General features: G+C 63.4%; 16 protein-coding genes and 1 riboswitch. Of the genes, 10 read left to right on the top strand and 6 right to left on the bottom strand.

Features of this window, described 5'->3' with window-relative positions:
* Positions 1-11 precede the first annotated feature (11 nt).
* A complete protein-coding gene (gene ppx, locus JQ628_RS12935; RefSeq protein ID WP_212222947.1) occupies positions 12-1,514 on the top strand; it encodes an exopolyphosphatase in 1,503 nt (500 codons plus the stop codon).
* A 47-nt stretch (positions 1,515-1,561) separates the two neighbouring features.
* On the opposite strand, the gene JQ628_RS12930 is transcribed toward ppx, so the two are convergent.
* Positions 1,562-2,401, bottom strand: a complete 840-nt coding sequence (locus JQ628_RS12930) for a TerC family protein (protein WP_212222946.1) — start codon at positions 2,399-2,401, stop codon at positions 1,562-1,564.
* A gap of 76 nt (positions 2,402-2,477) precedes the next feature.
* Complete coding sequence (gene ndk / locus JQ628_RS12925; RefSeq protein ID WP_212222945.1) at positions 2,478-2,900, bottom strand: nucleoside-diphosphate kinase; 423 nt, start codon at positions 2,898-2,900, stop codon at positions 2,478-2,480.
* A gap of 239 nt (positions 2,901-3,139) precedes the next feature.
* Between ndk and JQ628_RS12920 the strand changes: the two genes are divergently transcribed.
* Together JQ628_RS12920 and JQ628_RS12915 are read left to right on the top strand one after the other, a co-directional pair.
* Entirely contained in the window at positions 3,140-3,391 is a 252-nt protein-coding gene (locus JQ628_RS12920; RefSeq protein ID WP_212222944.1) for a sulfur globule protein precursor, read from the top strand.
* Between the two features lie 201 nt (positions 3,392-3,592).
* A complete protein-coding gene (locus JQ628_RS12915; protein ID WP_212222943.1) occupies positions 3,593-3,772 on the top strand; it encodes a hypothetical protein in 180 nt (59 codons plus the stop codon).
* Here the strand turns inward: JQ628_RS12915 and JQ628_RS12910 are convergent.
* A complete protein-coding gene (locus JQ628_RS12910; RefSeq protein ID WP_212222942.1) occupies positions 3,769-4,815 on the bottom strand; it encodes a threonine aldolase family protein in 1,047 nt (348 codons plus the stop codon). The two genes, JQ628_RS12915 and JQ628_RS12910, sit on opposite strands and share 4 nt — an antisense overlap.
* Before the next feature lie 60 nt (positions 4,816-4,875).
* Positions 4,876-4,984, bottom strand: a riboswitch (SAM-I-IV-variant riboswitch).
* 95 nt (positions 4,985-5,079) lie between these two features.
* On the opposite strand from JQ628_RS12910, the gene JQ628_RS12905 reads away from it, so the two are divergent.
* Together JQ628_RS12905 and JQ628_RS12900 are read left to right on the top strand one after the other, a co-directional pair.
* Positions 5,080-6,945, top strand: coding sequence for an ABC-F family ATP-binding cassette domain-containing protein (locus JQ628_RS12905; protein WP_212222941.1), 1,866 nt, complete (start codon positions 5,080-5,082; stop codon positions 6,943-6,945).
* Between the two features lie 845 nt (positions 6,946-7,790).
* Positions 7,791-8,177, top strand: a complete 387-nt coding sequence (locus JQ628_RS12900) for a hypothetical protein (protein WP_212222940.1) — start codon at positions 7,791-7,793, stop codon at positions 8,175-8,177.
* Positions 8,178-8,282: 105 nt separating this feature from the next.
* On the opposite strand, the gene JQ628_RS12895 is transcribed toward JQ628_RS12900, so the two are convergent.
* From JQ628_RS12895 to JQ628_RS12885, 3 genes are all read right to left on the bottom strand, one after another.
* Positions 8,283-8,765 (bottom strand): hypothetical protein, encoded by a 483-nt coding sequence (locus JQ628_RS12895; protein WP_249127856.1) that lies wholly within the window; start codon positions 8,763-8,765, stop codon positions 8,283-8,285.
* A gap of 194 nt (positions 8,766-8,959) precedes the next feature.
* Positions 8,960-9,412, bottom strand: a complete 453-nt coding sequence (locus JQ628_RS12890; RefSeq protein ID WP_212222939.1) for a DNA polymerase III subunit chi — start codon at positions 9,410-9,412, stop codon at positions 8,960-8,962.
* A complete protein-coding gene (locus JQ628_RS12885; RefSeq protein WP_212222938.1) occupies positions 9,409-10,914 on the bottom strand; it encodes a leucyl aminopeptidase in 1,506 nt (501 codons plus the stop codon). Before JQ628_RS12885 ends, JQ628_RS12890 begins: the two co-directional genes overlap by 4 nt.
* 346 nt (positions 10,915-11,260) lie before the next feature.
* Between JQ628_RS12885 and lptF the strand changes: the two genes are divergently transcribed.
* From lptF to pdxA, 5 genes are all read left to right on the top strand, one after another.
* Positions 11,261-12,430: an LPS export ABC transporter permease LptF gene (gene lptF / locus JQ628_RS12880; RefSeq protein WP_212222937.1), complete on the top strand. Its 1,170-nt coding sequence runs from the start codon at positions 11,261-11,263 to the stop codon at positions 12,428-12,430.
* Entirely contained in the window at positions 12,427-13,524 is a 1,098-nt protein-coding gene (lptG, locus tag JQ628_RS12875; RefSeq protein WP_212222936.1) for an LPS export ABC transporter permease LptG, read from the top strand. The genes lptF and lptG overlap by 4 nt, the downstream gene beginning before the upstream one ends.
* Positions 13,524-16,022 (top strand): LPS-assembly protein LptD, encoded by a 2,499-nt coding sequence (locus tag JQ628_RS12870; RefSeq protein ID WP_433996129.1) that lies wholly within the window; start codon positions 13,524-13,526, stop codon positions 16,020-16,022. The genes lptG and JQ628_RS12870 overlap by 1 nt, the downstream gene beginning before the upstream one ends.
* A gap of 80 nt (positions 16,023-16,102) precedes the next feature.
* Positions 16,103-17,044, top strand: a complete 942-nt coding sequence (locus JQ628_RS12865) for a peptidylprolyl isomerase (protein WP_212222934.1) — start codon at positions 16,103-16,105, stop codon at positions 17,042-17,044.
* Positions 17,045-17,061: 17 nt separating this feature from the next.
* Positions 17,062-18,057, top strand: a complete 996-nt coding sequence (gene pdxA, locus JQ628_RS12860) for a 4-hydroxythreonine-4-phosphate dehydrogenase PdxA (RefSeq protein ID WP_212222933.1) — start codon at positions 17,062-17,064, stop codon at positions 18,055-18,057.
* Positions 18,058-18,103 lie beyond the last annotated feature (46 nt).

Genomic DNA, 18,103 nt, shown 5'->3' with positions numbered 1-18,103 from the left:
GAGTCCTGGCGGTGAAACGACCGCGCAAGCGCGCCTCCAGCGTCGCGGTCATCGACATCGGTTCGAACTCGGTTCGAATGGTCGTCTATGAGCAGTTGGCTCGCAGCCTCGTCTCGGTGTTCAACGAGAAGGCGCTGTGCGGCCTCGGCCGCGAGGTGCAGAGCACGGGCCTGCTCGCGCCCGATGCGGTCGCAAAAGCGCTGACCTCGCTGCGCCGCTTTCGCGCGCTCTGCCGGATCCAGAAGGTCGGCCGCGTCTATGCGATCGCGACCGCGGCCTGTCGCGACGCCACCAACGGTCCCGACTTCATTCGAAGGGCCGAACGCATCTGCGGCACGCCGATCGAGATACTCTCCGGCCCGCGCGAGGCAAAGCTGTCGGCGCTTGGCGTCATCTCCGGCATCCACAATCCGGACGGCATCGTCGGCGACCTCGGCGGCGGCTCGCTCGAACTGATCGACGTCAGGAAGAACCGCGTGCACAGCGGCGTGACGCTGCCGCTCGGCAGCCTTGCCTTGCAGGACGCCTCGCAAAAATCGCTGAAACGCGCCGAACGCATCGTCAGGACCGAAATATCCGGGGTCGCGCATCTCAAGGCCGGCCGCGGCCGCACCTTCTATGCGGTCGGCGGCACCTGGCGCTCGCTGGCGCGCATCCACATCATCCAGAGCGGCTATCCGCTCAAGGTGATGCACGGCTATTCGTTACCGGCCGCGGACGCGCTCGACTTTGCGGTACGCTTGCGGCGGCTGGCGGCCGCCAACCTGCTGGCGGACATCGAAACCATCTCCGATGCGCGCCGCCCGCTGCTGACCTACGCGGCGCTGGTGCTCGAATATGTGATCCGCGTGGCGCAGCCGAAGACCATCGTGTTCTCGACCTTCGGGGTGCGCGAAGGGCTGTTCTACGAAATGCTGCCGCCGGCGGAGAAGGCCAAGGACGGCCTGATCTGCGCGGCCCAGACCCTGAACGGCCTGCTGTCACGATCGGCAAAACACGCCGAGGAATTGATCGCCTGGACCGATCGTCTCGCGCGCGTCGTCAGACTGCGCGAAACCGAAGAGGACCGCCGCCTGCGCCACGCCGCGTGCCTGTTGTCCGACATCGGCTGGCGCGTGCATCCCGATCATCGCGGCGAGGAAACGCTGAGCCTGATCACCAACGGCAATTTCGGCTCGGTCGACCATCAGGGCCGGGCCTTCGTCGCGCTCTCCGTCTACTACCGCTACGCCGGCCTCAGCGAGGCGAACGAGCCGCCGCCGGTGATGCGCGACCTGATTCCGCCCGCAATGGATGAGCGCGCGCGCATGCTGGGAGCCGCCTTCCGCGTCGCGCATCTGGTCTCGGCCGCGCGCCCCGGCGTGTTGCCGGCGACGCATTTCCGCGGCGAGGGCCGCAAGCTGATGCTGGTGTTCGAGCATCAGATGGTCGATCTGGTAGCCGACCGGGTCGGCAGCCGCTTCAAGCAGCTCGCGCGGCTGCTTGGCCGTTCCGGCTCGATCGTCAGGCGCTAACCCCTGGCGGGCGCGCTCGTGTTGCGCGCCCGGTGTTCTTTCAAGAGTCAGGCCGTATGCGTCGAATGCATCGCTGCGCGTAGTCTGCGCGTGCGCCAGATATATCCGGCGACCAGCACGATGACGATGCCGACGATGCCGAACAGGATTTCGCCGCCATGGCCGTTATTGGCAAACATCGGCGACTTGCCGATCATGCCGAGCATGGAGTCGAGCTTGACGCCGACCGGGCCGTTGAAGAAGGCATGCAGCCCCGGCTGAATGGCGGGGTCGGTCGCCGCCACCTCGCCGGCGATCCAGCCAAGCAGGCCGGCGCCCGCCCATACCAGCGCAGGCAAACGCGTCAGCAGCGCCATGATCAGCGCGGCGCCGGCCACGATCAGCGGTACGCTGATCGCAAGGCCAATCACCAGCAGCGGAATGCTGCCATTGGCAGCCGCGGCCACCGCGATCACGTTGTCGAGGCTCATGACGATGTCGGCGATCGCCACGATCTGAACGGCCGCCCAGAGATGGGCCGCGGCATCCACGCCACCCTCTTCCTCGTGTTCCGGTACCAGCAGCTTGGCTGCGATGAACAGCAGCGCGAGACCGCCAACCAGCTTCAGGTACGGCAGCTCCATCAACGTCACCACGATGCCGGTGAAGATGATGCGCAGCAAGACGGCGACGCCGGCGCCGAGGATCATGCCCCAGAACTTCTGACGCGGCGGCAGCCCGCGGCACGCCATCGCGATGACGAGCGCATTGTCGCCCGACAGCAGGATGTTGATCCACATGATCTTGCCGAGCGCGACCCAGAATGCGGGTTGCTGCATCTCGGCGTGGAACTGCGAGAAAAAGTTCGAGATCGTCGCCGGGTTAAAAATTTGCAGCAACCAGTCCACTGTCTGTCCCCTCCGGTTCGCGCGCGTTCAGTGCGGCTACGGCTATTGTCTGCCGCTTCAGGTTATCCTCAATCGGTCAGCCGACGATCTCATTGCCCGAGAAGAACTGGGCGATTTCGATGGCGGCGGTTTCCGGCGCGTCCGAACCATGCGCCGAGTTCTCGCCGACCGACTTTGCATAAAGCTTGCGGATCGTGCCGTCGGCTGCCTTGGCCGGATCGGTCGCGCCCATCACCTCGCGGTACTTGGCGATCGCGCCCTCGGCTTCCAGCACCTGAACCACCACCGGCCCTGAGGTCATGAAGTCGACGAGTTCCCCGAAGAACGGCCGCGCCTTGTGCACAGCATAGAAGGTTTCAGCCTGCTCCCGGGTCATGCGGATGCGCTTTTGCGCAACGATCCGCAGGCCTGCCTTTTCGATCACGGCATTGACCGCGCCGGTCAGATTGCGCGCGGTCGCGTCGGGCTTGATGATCGAGAAGGTACGCTCAGTCGCCATGATTTTTCCTTGGTATACAACGGAATTGGATTGCGGGGCTTATATCGGCGCCTCCGGACCGGGGCAAGCGACCCGGTGACGCGGCCAAATAGGGCTATTTGGACTTCGTATTACAGTAATTTCACCGAGATGAACCATTTCTGACGTCGCTATCCCGGCCTTGTTCAGATGGTCTCCCTTAACCTCCCGGTCGTAATTTACCGATGGCGCCGACGGCGCCTGATCTCGAGGAGACCACCATGTTACGCAAACTCTCGCTTGTTGCCATTGCCGCGGCCTCGCTGGGTGCGGCGGTGCTGGCTCCGACCTCCGCTTCCGCCTGGGGCGGTGGATATCACGGCTGGCATGGCTACCGCGGTTGGGGATGGGGCGGCCCGCGCGTCGTGGTCGGCGTCCCCGCTCCCGCCTACGGCTATGGCGGCTGCTATGTGCGGCGCCTGGTCCCGACCCCCTGGGGCCCGCGCTGGCACTTGGTGAACCGCTGCTACTGATCCGCCTGAGCCTGAGTTCAGGGAGCCCCGGTGCCGCCGCGCCGGGGCTTTTTTCTTGTAGCGGCGGAACCAAAAGCGCTTTGCCTGCACGGCGTGCTGCAACAGCGCGCCACAACCGTCTGCGACCGCGAAACAAATTCCGCATCCGCGACTTGGTCCTGCATGGAATGATCCCTTTGACCAAGCGACGTGGAACTCGCCATGACGGGCCGAATCGACAGCAGCTTCGAACTCATCGACCACAAGACATGCCGGTCGATCTGCGACGCCGTGGGCGAACGGCTCCAGCAGAATCTCCGCCCGGTCAAAAATGATCTGCCCCCGTACCTGGCGCAATTGATGGACGAACTGCGCAGGCGCGACGGCGCCGGTTCGGGCTAGCTGCTCGCGCCATCTTTCGCGATCCGGCCGATATCGGCCGCCAGCTCGTCGACGCGTTCGGGCCGCGCATCCCAGGCGAACATGAAACGGGCGCCACCTCCGATGAAGGTATAGAACTGCCAGCCGCGCGCGCGAAGCGCCGCGAGCTTTGCCTCCGCCATGCGGACGAACACCGCATTGGCTTCTACCGGAAACATGATTTCCACACCCGGCAATCCGCCGATCTGTGTCGCCAGGCGCCTCGCGCATTCGTTGCCGGTCTGCGCATTGCGAAGCCACGCACCGGATTCGAGCATGCCGATCCACGGTGCAGACAGGAAGCGCATCTTGGAGGCCAGTTGCCCTGCCTGCTTGCAGCGATAGTCAAAATCTTCCGCCAGCTTTGCATCGAAGAACAAAATGGCCTCCCCCACCGCCATGCCGTTCTTGGTGCCGCCAAAGCACAGCACATCGACGCCGGCGCGCCACGTCATGTCGGCCGGGCTGCACCCAAGGCTCGCGCAGGCATTGGCAAAGCGCGCGCCATCCATGTGCAGGCTGAGACCGAGCTCCCGGCAGCAGGCTGAGATCGCGCGTAGCTCAGTGAGGCTGTAGACCTGCCCGGTCTCGGTCGGCTGCGTTACCGTCACCACGCGCGGCTTCGGAAAATGAATGTCGCTGCGGTTGGTCGCGATCGACCGGATCGCCTCCGGTGTCAGTTTGCCGCCGGCGCAGGGCGCCACCAGCAATTTGGAGCCGTTGGAGAAGAATTCCGGCGCACCGCATTCGTCGGTCTCGACATGTGCCGTGTCGGCGCAGATCACGCTGTGATAGGACTGGCAGAGCGCCGCCAGCGCGAGCGAATTCGCCGCGGTCCCGTTGAAGGCGAAGAACACCTCGCAAGGCGTTTGAAACAGCTTGCGAAAAGCGTCCGCCGCCCTCGCCGTCCATAGGTCCTCGCCGTAGGCCGGCGCGTGGCCGAAATTGGCCTCGCGCATCGCCTCGAAGGCTTCGGGACAGATGCCGGAATAATTGTCGCTCGCGAATTGCTGGGGATTGTTCATTTGCCGCACCGCCCTGGGTTCCTGTTCGCCGTCAAAGGCAAAACTGACGCAACGTGCGGCGCTATCCCGTTTGGTTGCCGGACCGGCCGCATCTCCCCTTTGAAGGGGACAACCACCTTGCCCGGGAGCAGGTTGGCGTTGAGCGTCAGCTCAACTCTTGATGACGCACATGCCATAGTTGGAAAATCATTATCTGGCAAGGCGATGCATCATTTGATTGAACAAACGGGTTGCCTTTGCGCGCGGCTCCGGTGACAAGGCCGCATGCTTTCCATCAACGACATCTCGATCCGGATCGCCGGACGGCTGCTGATCGACCAGAGTTCCGTGCAGATCGTGCCCGGCGCGCGGGTAGGCTTTGTCGGCCGCAACGGCGTCGGCAAATCGACGCTGTTTCATGCGATCCGCGGCGACCTTCCGATCGAGAGCGGCAGCATCGCGCTTCCACCGCGCTGGCGCATCGGCTCGCTGGCGCAGGAAGCGCCGGACGGGCCGGAAAGCCTGCTCAATGTGGTGCTCAAAGCCGATCTCGAACGCGATGCGCTGCTGCGCGAGGCCGAGACGGCGCACGACCCGCACCGTATCGCGGAGATCCAGACCCGGCTGGTCGATATCGACGCGCATTCGGCCCCTGCCCGCGCCGCCGCGATCCTGTCCGGCCTCGGCTTCTCCACCGCCGACCAGGCGCGCTCGTGCTCGGAATTTTCCGGCGGATGGCGCATGCGCGTCGCGCTGGCGGCGACGCTGTTCGCAGCTCCCGATCTGTTGCTGCTGGACGAGCCGACCAACTATCTCGACCTCGAAGGCACGCTGTGGCTGGAGGATCATCTTTCGAGCTACCCGCGCACGGTGATCGTGATCAGCCACGACCGCGACCTGCTCGACACGTCGGTCGACCAGATCCTGCATCTCAGTAACGGCAAGCTGACGCTCTACAAGGGCAACTATTCCTCGTTCGAGGAACAACGTTCGATGCGCGAGATGCTCGACGCCAAGCACGCCAAGCGGCAAGCCGACGAGCGCAAGCGCCTTCAGGCGTTCGTCGACCGCTTCAAGGCCAAGGCATCGAAAGCGCGGCAAGCCCAATCGCGTGTCAAAATGCTGGAGCGGATGAAGCCGGTCACTGCGCTGGTGACGCAGGACGTGCACGAGATTTCGTTCCCGACGCCGGAAAGGACGCTGTCGCCGCCGATCATCGCGGTCGACAATGTCTCGGTCGGCTATGATGCAGCCAAGCCCGTGCTCAACCGTGTAACGCTGCGCATCGACAACGACGACCGCATCGCGCTGCTCGGCGCGAACGGCAACGGCAAGTCGACGCTGGTGAAACTGCTCGCCGGCAAGCTTGCGCCGTTCTCCGGCCACGTCACCCGCGCCGAAAAGCTCCTCGTCGGATATTTCGCGCAACATCAGGTCGACGAGCTCGATCTGGAAGCCTCCACCTACGATCACATCCGGCGGCTGATGCTGGATGCGCCGGAATCGAAGGTCCGCGCCCGTGCCGGCGCGATCGGCTTTTCCGGCAAGGCTGCGGACACGCTGGTGAAGAGTCTGTCGGGCGGCGAGAAGGCGCGGCTGCTGCTGGGGCTTGCGACCTTCTTCGGCCCCAACATGATCATCCTGGACGAGCCGACCAACCATCTCGACATCGACAGCCGCGCGGCGTTGGCGGAGGCGATCAACGAATTCCCCGGCGCCGTGATCATGGTCTCGCACGACCGCTATCTGATCGAAGCCTGCGCCGACCGGCTGTGGGTGGTCGCCGACCGCACCGTCTCCAGCTATAACGGCGACCTCGAAGATTACCGGCGCATGGTGCTGTCGGCGAACGGCGTGCGGACCGCGCCGCGCGAGCGCGAGGCCGGCGAGCGCGACAAGCCGCAGCGCGTCCGCAGCGAAAGGCGCATCCCGCTCAAGCAGCAGATATCCAATGCGGAGGCCGAGATCGCGCGCATCACCGGCATCATCGAAAAGATCGACACCGCGCTGGCGCTGCCCGATATTTTTACGCGCGACCCGAAGCAGGCTGCGCAGCTCGCAAAGGCCCGCGCCGCCGCGGCCGACGCGTTGCAGCGGGCGGAGGAAGCCTGGCTGGAAGCGAGCACGCAGTCGGATGCAACGGCGAATTAGTCTGGAGCTTTTTCCGTTCAGATTGAATTGGAACGAGGCTCCGGCTTTTGTTTTGACGTCGTCATTGCGAGGAGCACTTGCGACGAAGCAATCCAGCTTTCTTGCTGCGGCAAAGCTGGATTGCTTCGCTTCGCTCGCAATGACGGGGAGAGACATGCGCCCTCACTCTCGCGGCTCGCTTTCAGCCCGAGTTATTCGATCTCGCTATCCCTCTTCGACATAGAGGGAGCAGGGAATGCCGGGTGCGCGCTGCACCCGCGGTCTCGTGTGCCAATTGCGCAAGCAAAAAAGGCGCACACGAGCATACAGGTGAAGCGGTGAACACGCCGGCATCCCCTGCGCAATGGCTTTACGGCTTATAACGTGATCTCCCCGGTGAGAGCGCTTTGTTGTCACCGTCATCAGCGGATTGCTCCGCAAGACTTAGCGCCTGCATAGCGGCGCCAGGACCACACGACTTCGCCGTACGCCCTTGTCCGGTCGTCTGCCGAACCAAGGCGTCCACCGCAATCCCATCCCAACGTGTGGTGACGATGGCCAACGCCCCTCCTCGGGGATGAGACGGCTGGGATTCTGATTTGCCGAAATCACCAGCGGAATATTTTTTATTCCGGGGCTTGACATTACTTCCGAAAATCGGAAGTCAATTTTTGGCCCGAAGGGTAGTCACATTTTGACCTAACGTGCGGCAGATTTCGCGCGGCAATTGAGTGCAGTCCAGCACTGTCACCGTAATGATTCCGCGGCCGATCGCACCTTGCAAATTATCAATCCCTTGTAGGGCGGAACGACGGGAGCTACGGTGTTTCGGGGTCGTGGAAGCTTGCAGCAAGAGACCAAAGCGCATGCTGGGTAACAAGGTTAGTATGAGTCTGTTTGCGGCATTGATCGCGATGTCGGACATGCAGCCCGTTCTTGCCGAAAACCAAGTCACTAAGACAACTGGAGAAAAATCCGGGCTCAAGCAAAAGGCTGAAGCGGAATATTACGACTGCTTGTACGCCCAGGTGGACCAGGCAAAGAGAGCTCAGCAGTCCAGAGAAGAAGCTTGGAAAGGGCTGGAAATCTCTTGTCCTGAGCAACTGGATAAATTTCGCCAGACCACGAAAGATTTTTTCCGCGAATGGAAACCCGGCTCTCCGGATCGAACGGATGGCTTTGCTCAGGTGTCGATCTTTATGGTGCGCGATCAAGCCTTCACAAAATTTTACGATCGGGAGCCTCGTTATTGACGGCCAGGCCGCGCGCCGCCGACGCGGTGCAGCGGGCCGAGGAAGCCCGGCTGGAAGCCGGCACGCAGTCGGACGAAGCCGCCGGCTAGATCGCGCGCGCGGAACTTACGTCGCCGCCGGTTTCTTCTTCGGCTTCGGCTTTGCCGTCTTCGGCTGCGCCACCGGCTCCGGTCCGCGTTCGACCGAGCTCAGCCGGCCCCCGGTGAACGTGTAGATGCCGGCACGTGCGCCGCGGGAATAGGTCACGACGGCCACGCGGTCGCCGCGCGGATTGTTGGACAGGCTGACATTGTCAGGCGCGCCGATGCCGCGCACGACGTCGCATTCGGTATGGCCCAACGCCACCGTTCCGCCAGCCGGCGGCGGCGCGTTCTCGGTGCCGTTCGCCAATGCATTGGCATCGCCCGGGCCGGGCGCCATGCCGGGGCAAGCCCCGTCAGCGCTCACGAGATCGTCCGGCCGAACGGCCTGCTCGGGCGTGAGCGGCGGCGTCTCGATCGAAACGTTGCGGATGAACACGCGGCCCGAACGCGAGAACCACTCCGCATCCTTTGAAAACAGGTCGGTGCCGCTCGAGCAGCCCGCCATCAGCGGCGCCAGCGCACACAACGCGAGCAGTCGTTTCGAAGCAAAGATCCCGTCTGGCACGATGTACTCAGTTCCCACCCGGAAGGCCCGCCCGGGCCCTAAGCAATTGTCCGAACATCCTTTTGCGGCACGACCGTGGCCGGCCAGAAGGTTAGTCGAAGAAAGTGAAGATTATCATTAATTCCGACTGATCGCTAATCCCGGCGCTGCCAGCGGCCGCGCTCGTCGGCTTGCCAATAGGTCACATCAAAGCCACGCGACTTGCAATCCTTCCAGGTCGCTCGCGCCGCCGCCAGCGCATCGCCGTCATCGCCGTTGAAGACCAGCACCACCCGCTCATAAGTCTCGGCATCCGCCGGCATGGCGGCATTGTCGACCAGAAAGCGCACATTGGCGCTGTTCGGGTTGTCCTCCTCGACCGAGAGGATAATCGGCTGGTCCTGCGCATCGGCCACGCGCGAGGTCGCATGCGGCAGGAACGAATCATCGCTGTAGGTCCATAAATGCGCGTCCAGCGCGTCGGCGCGTTCCTGCGAGGTCGATTGCACCACCACCCGCCAGCCGCGACCGAGCGATTTCTCGAGCAGAGGCGGCAACACGCTCTCGAGCGACATGTTCTGAAGATGGTAGAACAGGACCTCGGTCATGATTTCCTGGTTTCGTAGTAGTCCGCGACCAGCCGCTCCAGCAGGCGGACGCCGTAGCCCGACCCCCAACTGTGATTGATATCGGTCTTCGGCGCGCCCATCGCGGTGCCCGCGATGTCGAGATGCGCCCACGGCGTGCCGTCGACGAAGCGTTGCAGGAACTGCGCGGCCGTGATCGAGCCGCCATGGCGGCCGCCGGTGTTCTTCATGTCGGCAAATTGCGAATCGATCAGCTTGTCGTATTCCGGACCGAGCGGCATGCGCCAGACTTTTTCGCCGGTCTCCTGGCCCACCTTGATGAGCCGCTCCGCCAGCTCGTCATTGTTAGAGAACATGCCGGCATGATCGGTGCCGAGCGCGACCATGATCGCGCCGGTCAGCGTCGCCAGATCGACCATGAATTTCGGCTTGAATTTTTTCGCCACGTACCAGAGCACGTCGGCCAGCACCAGGCGGCCCTCGGCGTCAGTGTTGATGATCTCGATGGTCTGGCCGGACATCGAGGTGACGATGTCACCCGGGCGCTGCGCATTGCCGTCGGGCATGTTCTCGACAAGGCCGATGGCGCCGACGACGTTCACTTTGGCCTTGCGCGCCGCCAGCGCGTGCATCAGTCCGACCACGCAGGCAGCGCCCCCCATGTCGCCCTTCATGTCCTCCATGCTGGCCGCGCCCTTGATCGAAATACCGCCGGTATCGAAGCAGACGCCCTTGCCGATAAAGGCCACCGGCTGGTCGCCGCGTTTGCCGCCGTCCCAGCGCATCACCACCATGCGGCCGGGCCGCGCCGACCCTTGCGCAACGCCGAGCAGCGCGCCCATGCCGAGCTTGGTCATGGCCTTGACGTCGAGCACCTCTACGTCGACGTCAAGCTTCTTGAGCTGGCCGGCGCGGCGGGCGAATTCCTCGGGATAGAGAACGTTCGGCGGCTCGTTGACGAGCTCGCGGGCGATGATCACGCCGTCGACGACATTATCTTCCGGCGCAAAAGCCTTGCGCGCCGCGCCGACGTCCTCGACCGCGAGCGAAATCTCCGAGCGCACGGCGGCGTCCTCGCCGTCTTTCTTTTTGGTCTTGTAGCGGTCGAACTTGTAGGCGCGCAGGCGCAAGCCGGACGCCAACGCGGCCGCCTGCTCCGGCTTCATGGCGCCATCGGGCAATTCCGCCAGCACCGTCACCGCCGTGCTGGCCGCATTCAGCCGTCCGGCCGTCACGCCCCCGAACTTGAGGAAATCGGCCGCTTTCGGGCCGTCGGATTTACCCGTGCCGACCACCATCAAGCGCTGAATCTTGATTCCGTCAGGCGCCAGGATGTCCAAAACCGAACCGCTTTTGCCCTTGAACTGGTTGGCCGCCGCCGCGCGCTTGATGGTATCAGCCGCGGCCCCCAGCGCCTTGCGGGTAGCCGGCCCGAGCTTCAACCCATCGTCGCAAAACACCACCAGACTGCCCTTGGGCGCAGTGGAAAGCGGGACGAAGCCGATCTTGACGGCGTCGGTCATGAGAAAATCCTCCGAAAAGTCAGGCGAGCGGCGGGCGGGAATACCACCGAAAGACAAGCGAATCCTGTGTTCGACAGCGGGCTCGATCCGTCAAGCCTGCACTATGGCCTGCCGGCCGCGGCGCTGCCAAGCGCGCCGTGGCCGAGGGGCCACATCGGATGAATAATTAACCTTATGGCAGGGGTGCCTTGGGGCAGCCATTTTGTTGACGGATCAAAGGGATGGTAGTGAGAGACTGGGCCTGACACAGGGTGGCGCGACCAAAGGGGATCCCTCCTTCCAAGGGATTGGTCGCTTGCCGCCCATTGGGCTGCGAGGTGGGGCTGCGGGGACCGTGCGGTAGGCGATGGGGTCGATCGACAAATACATATTCCGCACGACGCTGGCGTCGTTTGCGCTGGTTCTGGTCAGTCTCACCGGGGTGATCTGGATTACGCAGGCCCTGCGCGGCATCGACCTGATGACGAGCCAGGGCCAGACCATCGTCACCTTCCTCGGCATCACCAGCCTGGTGATTCCGGCGCTGATCCTGATCATCTCGCCGATCGCCCTGATGATCGCGATCTCGCACACGCTGAACAAGCTCGCGACCGATTCGGAAATCATCGTGATGAACGCGGCGGGGTTCTCGCCCTTTCGCCTGTTCCTGCCGTTCTTCTATGCCACCTGCGTGGTGGCGGCGGCGGTCGCGTTCATCGCCGCCTATCTCGCCCCCGACGGCATGCGCCGCATCAAGCAGTGGGACGCCGAGATCACCGCCGACATCCTCACCAACATCCTGCAGCCCGGCCGCTTCGCCCAGCTCGACAAGGACCTCACTATCCGGATCCGCGAGCGGCAGCCCGGCGGCGTGCTCGCCGGCATCTTCGTCGACGACCGCCGCGATCCGAAGGAACGCGTCACCATCATCGCCGACCACGGCACCATCCTGAAGAACGAGAACGGCTCCTATCTCGTGCTCGAGGACGGCAATCTCGAGCGATTCGAGGCGGGCAAGAAAGATCCGGCGCTGGTGGCGTTCGGCCGCTACGCGTTCGACATGTCGAAGTTCTCCAATAGCGGGCGCGACGTCACGCTCGGGATTCGCGAACGCTATCTGTGGGAGTTGATGAGCCCCTCGCCCGACGATCCCGTGTACCAGCAATTGACGGGACAGTTCCGCGCCGAATTGCACGACCGATTCCTGGCGCCGCTCTATCCCTTCGCATTCGCAGTGCTGACCTTCGCCTTCCTCGGCACGCCGCGCACGACGCGCCAGAGCCGCGGTTTTGCGATCGGCTGCGCGGTGTTCGCCGTGTTCGGGCTGCGCATGATCGGATTCGCGTGTTCGGTGATGACCGTGAAAAATCCGGCGGCAGCAGCGGTGCAATACCTGATGCTGGTGCTGGCGACCGCCGGCGGCATGCTGATCATCGTCAACGGCATCGTCGTCGAGATACCGCCGGTGCTCAACGAAGCGATCCACAAGTTCAACGTCCGCATGGTGCGGCTATTTGGACGGCCCGCCACCGCATGAGCATGATGACCAACACGCTCGGGCGCTATTTCGCCGGCCGCTTCGTGGTCGCGGCGGTGGGCGTGTTTGCCAGCATCTTCCTGCTGCTCGTGCTGGTCGACTACATCGAGATGGTCCGCAAGACCTCCGGCCTCGTCTCGGCATCGGCGATCACGGTCGCGCTGACGTCGCTGTACCGCGTGCCGCAACTGCTCGAGAAAATGATGCCGTTCTGCGTGCTGATCGGCGCGATGACCTGCTATCTCGCGCTGTCGCGGCGGCTCGAACTGGTGGTGGCGCGTGCCGCCGGCGTCTCGGCGTGGCAGTTTATTGCGCCGGCGCTTGGCAGCGCGATCGTGCTCGGGGTGCTGGCGACTATCGCCTACAATCCGATGTCGGCCAATTTGCGCGAACAGTCCAAGAGGATGGAAGCCGAGCTGTTCGGCAACGCGCCCGGCGGCGGGGTTCAGGATGCCTCCGGCTTCTGGCTCAACCAGGTCAACAATGAGGGCCAGTGGATCATCAACGCGGCGCGCAGCGAGCAGCAGGGCGGCCGCCTGACCGGCCTCACGGTTTTCCGATTCGATACCGCGTTGCAGTTCAAGGAGCGAATCGAGGCTCGCGAAGCGGCCCTTGAGGAAGGCCGCTGGGTGTTCAAGGGCGTGCGCCGATTCTTCCTGGACTCACCACCGGTTGAACAAGACAACCTCTACGTTGCAACAACGCTGACTCAGGCCCAGGTCCGCAACAGCTTTTCGACCCCCGAAACTGTGTCGTTTTGGCAACTACCGAACTACATCCGCTCATCGGAGAGTTCAGGCTTCGCCACCGCCGGCTACCGCCTTCAGTACCACAAGCTCATCGCACAGCCATTTTTGCTGGCTGCAATGGTGATGTTGGCCGCTTCCGTGAGCCTTCGCTTCTTCCGGATGGGCGGTGTTCAGAAGATGGTTTTAAGTGGCGTGGGCGCAGGCTTTCTGCTCTACGTTTTGTCGAAAGTAACTGAAGATTTGAGCAAGGCTGAGTTGATGCACCCCATCGCTGCGGCGTGGTTGCCCGTCTGCGTGGGTGGCCTCACCGGTTTCTTGGCCTTGCTGTACCAGGAGGACGGGTAGTGGCCGTTGTCGCCGCCCGCCAGTTGAGGTCGCCTGCGTTCAGGCGGCGCAGTGGAATGCGCCGTCAGCGTAGCCGCTTGGCCGTTTGTCTGGCGTCCACGCTTGTCCTGATTTCAGGATTCATTCTTGCGCAAGGGCTGGGTCTGGCGCTGACCGCGCCTGCCGCCGCGCAGGGCTTTACCTACAATCCGCGCCCGCCCCGGCCGAAGCCGCCGCCTGCCCCCCAGGACGGCCAGATGCTGGTCCAGGCGACCGAGGTCGACTACGACTACAACAATCAGCGCGTGTCGGCGGTCGGCAACGTGCAACTGTTCTACAACGGCACCAGCGTGGAGGCCGACAAGGTCATCTATGACCAGAAGACCAAGCGCCTGCACGCCGAGGGCAACATCCGCCTGACGGATGCCGAAGGCAAAATCACCTACGCCAACATCATGGATCTGAGCGACGACTACCGTGACGGTTTCGTCGATTCGCTGCGCGTCGACACCGAGGACGCGACCCGCATGGCGGCAACGCGCATGGACCGCTCGGCCGGCAACTACACGGTGTTCGAGAACGGCGTCTACACCGCTTGCGCTCCCTGTAAGGACGATCCGAAGAAGCCGCCGCTGTGGCAGGTCAAGGGCGCGCGCATCATCCATAACCAGACCGAGAAGATGCTGTATTTCGAGAACGCCCAGCTCGAATTCTTCGGCGTTCCGATGGCCTATCTGCCGTTCTTCTCGACGCCCGATCCGACCGTGAAGCGCAAGAGCGGTTTTCTGATGCCGAGCTACACGTCAGTGTCGAACTACGGCATCGGCGTCGAAATCCCGTATTACTTCGCGCTCGCGCCGGATTACGACCTCACCCTCAATCCGCGCATCACGACGCGGCAGGGCGTCCTGATGCAGGGCGAATTCCGCCAGCGCCTGCTCAACGGCGCCTACCAGATCCGCGCCTATGGCATTTACCAGCTCGATCCCGAGGCTTACGCCGGCTACCCCGGCGAGCGCAATTTCCGCGGCGGCGTCGAGACCAAGGGCCAGTTCGCACTCAACGACAAGTGGGTGTGGGGCTGGGACGGCGTGCTGCTGTCGGACTACTACTTCATGTCCGACTATCGTCTCGCGCAGTACAAGGATCAGTACAATGCGTTCCTGACCCTGCCGACGGAAGCGATCTCGCAGCTTTACCTGACCGGCGTCGGCAATCGCAGCTACTTCGACGCGCGCACGATCTATTACCTCAGCTTCTCCGGCTTCCAGGACCAGGTGCCGGTGATCCATCCGGTGATCGACTACAGCAACGTGATCAACCACTCGATCCTGGGCGGCGAGGTTAGCTACAAGACCAACTTCACCAGCCTGTCGCGCGAGACCGCCGCGTTCGATCCGATCACGACATTGGCCAACACCAACGGCCTGTGCCTCAACGTCTCCGCCGATCCGCTGGCGCGGCTGCCATCGCAATGCCTGCTGCGCGGCATTCCCGGCACCTACACCCGCGCGACCGCGGAAGCGCAATGGCGGCGCTCGTTCACCGACCCGATCGGCCAGATCTGGACGCCGTTCGCGATCGCCCGCATCGATGCAATCGACGCCTCGATCTCGAACCAGCCGGGCGTGTCCAACTTCCTGCCCGTCGGCGACACCCAGGCGCTGCGGGTGATGCCGACTGTCGGCCTCGAATACCGCTATCCCTTCATCAACGTTCAGCCGTGGGGCACAACGACGGTCGAGCCGATCGCGCAGATCATCCTGCGCCCGAACGAGACCTATGCGGGCAAGCTGCCGAACGAGGATGCGCAGAGCCTGGTGTTCGACGCCAGCAACCTGTTCTCGGTCGACAAGTTCTCCGGCTATGACCGCGTCGAAGGCGGCGGCCGCGCCAATGTCGGCGTGCAGGCCACCACGCAATTCGACCGTGGCGGTTCGATCAACTTCCTGTTCGGGCAGTCCTACCAGTTGTTCGGCCTCAACTCCTTTGCGGTCGCCGACGTGACCAACACCGGCGTCAATTCCGGTCTGGAGACCGCGCGATCCGATTATGTCGCCCGTATCAATTATTCTCCGAACCGGACCTACACGTTCTCGACGCGAGCGCGGTTCGACGAGGCGACGATGAACGTCAACCGGTTCGAGGCCGAGGGACGCGCCACCTTCGACCGCTGGTCGGTTTCAATGATGTATGGCAACTACGCGGCGCAGCCGGAACTCGGTTATCTCACCCGCCGCGAAGGCGTGCTGGGCACCGCCTCGGTCAAGGTTGCCGCCAACTGGGTCGTGTCGGGTGCGGCGCGATGGGACCTTGAAGCCAACAAGCTCAACCAGTACATCATCGGCGCGGGTTATGTGGACGACTGCTTCGTGCTGGCTGCCAACTATGTGACGGCCTACAGCTACTCGGCAGGCATCGCGCCGCCCGTGCTCAGCCACGCGTTCATGTTCCAGATCGGCTTGCGAACCATTGCGAACTCGTCGTCGACCGCCACCGGGGGCGGTGGTATCCAGTAAGCCTGTCTCGCAGGAACCCGAGGAGGGTTTGCCGCCATCAGCGGCTTCACATTCGAACGGTCGATATCGCGAATAGGAACATGACTACGCACTCGCATCGCCTTTCGGCTCTTGTCATCGGAACCTTCCTGGTGCTGGTGGGATGCAGTTCGCCTTCGCTGGCGCAAAGCGTCGCCGTGATGGTGAACGGAGAGCCGATCACCCATTTCGACATCGAGCAGCGCTCCAAGCTGACCGCCCTCTCCACGCACAAGACGCCGGACCGGCAGGCCGTCATCAACGAGCTGATCGACGAAAAGGTGAAGATCAAGGAAGGCAAGCGGTTCGGCGTGGATCCCACCTCCAGCGATATCGATGCATCCTACGCGCAGATGGCCTCGCGCATGCGCACCACGGCGGATGGGCTCACCAAGTCGCTGGAAGCCTCCGGTATCCGGGCGGAAACGCTGAAGGCGCGCATCAAGGCCGACATCGTCTGGGGCAGCCTGGTGCGCGGCCGCTACAAGGAAAGCCTTCAGGTCGGCGAGAAGGACGTCGCCGCAAAAGTCCGCGAGAGCGGCGACGAAAAGCTCGAGATCGAGGCGTTCGAATACAAATTGCAGCCGGTGGTCCTGCTGGTGCCGCGCGGTTCTGCGATGCCCGTCGTCGAAGCGCGCAAGAGAGAAGCCGAAGCGCTGCGCGAGCGCTTCCAATCCTGCGAGGACGTGATCCGCTACTTCAGGTCGTTGCCGAACGTTGCGGTTCGCGACGTCCTGACCAAGACCACTGCCGACATTCCCGAAGCGCTTCGCGGCATGCTCGACAAGACCGCGGTCGGCCATCTGACCCCGCCCGAGATCACCAAACAGGGCGTCGAGATGGTGGCGCTGTGCGGACGCAAGCCAACCACGGTCGACACGCCGAAGAAGCGGGAAATCCGCGAAAAGATGTTTTTGGAAAAATACGAGGCGAAATCGAAATCGTATCTGCGGGAAGTCCGCGGAGCCGCCATGATCGAATATAAATCCGCAGAACCGCGATGATCGAACCTCGTTGATGCATGGCAAAGCCGCTTGCCCTGACATCCGGAGAGCCTGCCGGCATCGGACCCGACATCGCCATTGAGGCGTGGCTGCGCCGCAAGGAAGCGATGCTTCCGCCATTCTATCTGCTCGGCGACCGCGACTTTTTTGCCGCCCGCGCCAGGGCGCTCGGAGCCAAAATCGAATTCGCCGACGTCAGCGCCGAAGACGCCTGCTCCGCGTTTCCCGGCGCGTTGCCCATCGTCGCCACCGGCACAAGGGCGACCGCAGCGCCAGGCAAGCCTGACGGCACCAGCGCGGAAGCGGCGATCGCATCGATCCGTCAGGCCGTCGGCGATGTGGTTGCCGGACGCGCCGCGGCCATCGTCACCAACCCGATCGCGAAGAGCGTGCTTTATCGCGCCGGATTCAACCATCCTGGTCACACCGAATTTCTCGCCGAGCTTGCCGGACACAATGGGCGCGTGCCGCAGCCGGTGATGATGCTCTGGTCGCCCACGCTCGCCGTGGTGCCCGTGACGATCCATCTGGCGCTGCGCGAGGCGATCGAGCAGCTCACGACTGCGCTGATCGTGTCGACCGCCCGCATCGCGGTCGCCGACCTGAAGGCGCGTTTCGGCATCGCCCGTCCGCGGCTGGCGATCTCCGGGCTCAATCCGCATGCCGGCGAGTTCGGCACGCTGGGCGTCGAGGACGAGGAAATCGTTTCGCCTGCGATCGCCGTTCTGCGCAACGCCGGCATCGACGCGCGCGGGCCGCTGCCGGCCGACACCATGTTCCACGAAGCGGCGCGCAAGACCTATGACTGCGCGATCTGCATGTATCACGATCAGGCGCTGATCCCGATCAAGACCATCGCCTTCGACGACGCCGTGAACGTCACGCTGGGACTGCCGTTCGTCCGCACCTCGCCCGATCACGGCACCGCGTTCGATATCGCCGGCTCCGGAAAAGCCAATCCGGCGAGCCTGATCGCCGCACTCAAGCTGGCTGCCCGCATGGCGGCAGCCTAGATCATGATGCGATTGCAAGGAATCGCATCATGATCTCATCTCTTTG

The sequence above is a fragment of the Bradyrhizobium lablabi genome (assembly GCF_018129385.1).
Classification (GTDB): domain Bacteria; phylum Pseudomonadota; class Alphaproteobacteria; order Rhizobiales; family Xanthobacteraceae; genus Bradyrhizobium; species Bradyrhizobium lablabi_C.
Note: the sequence above shows the minus strand (reverse complement) of the source record. Positions and strands in the feature narration are given on the sequence as shown.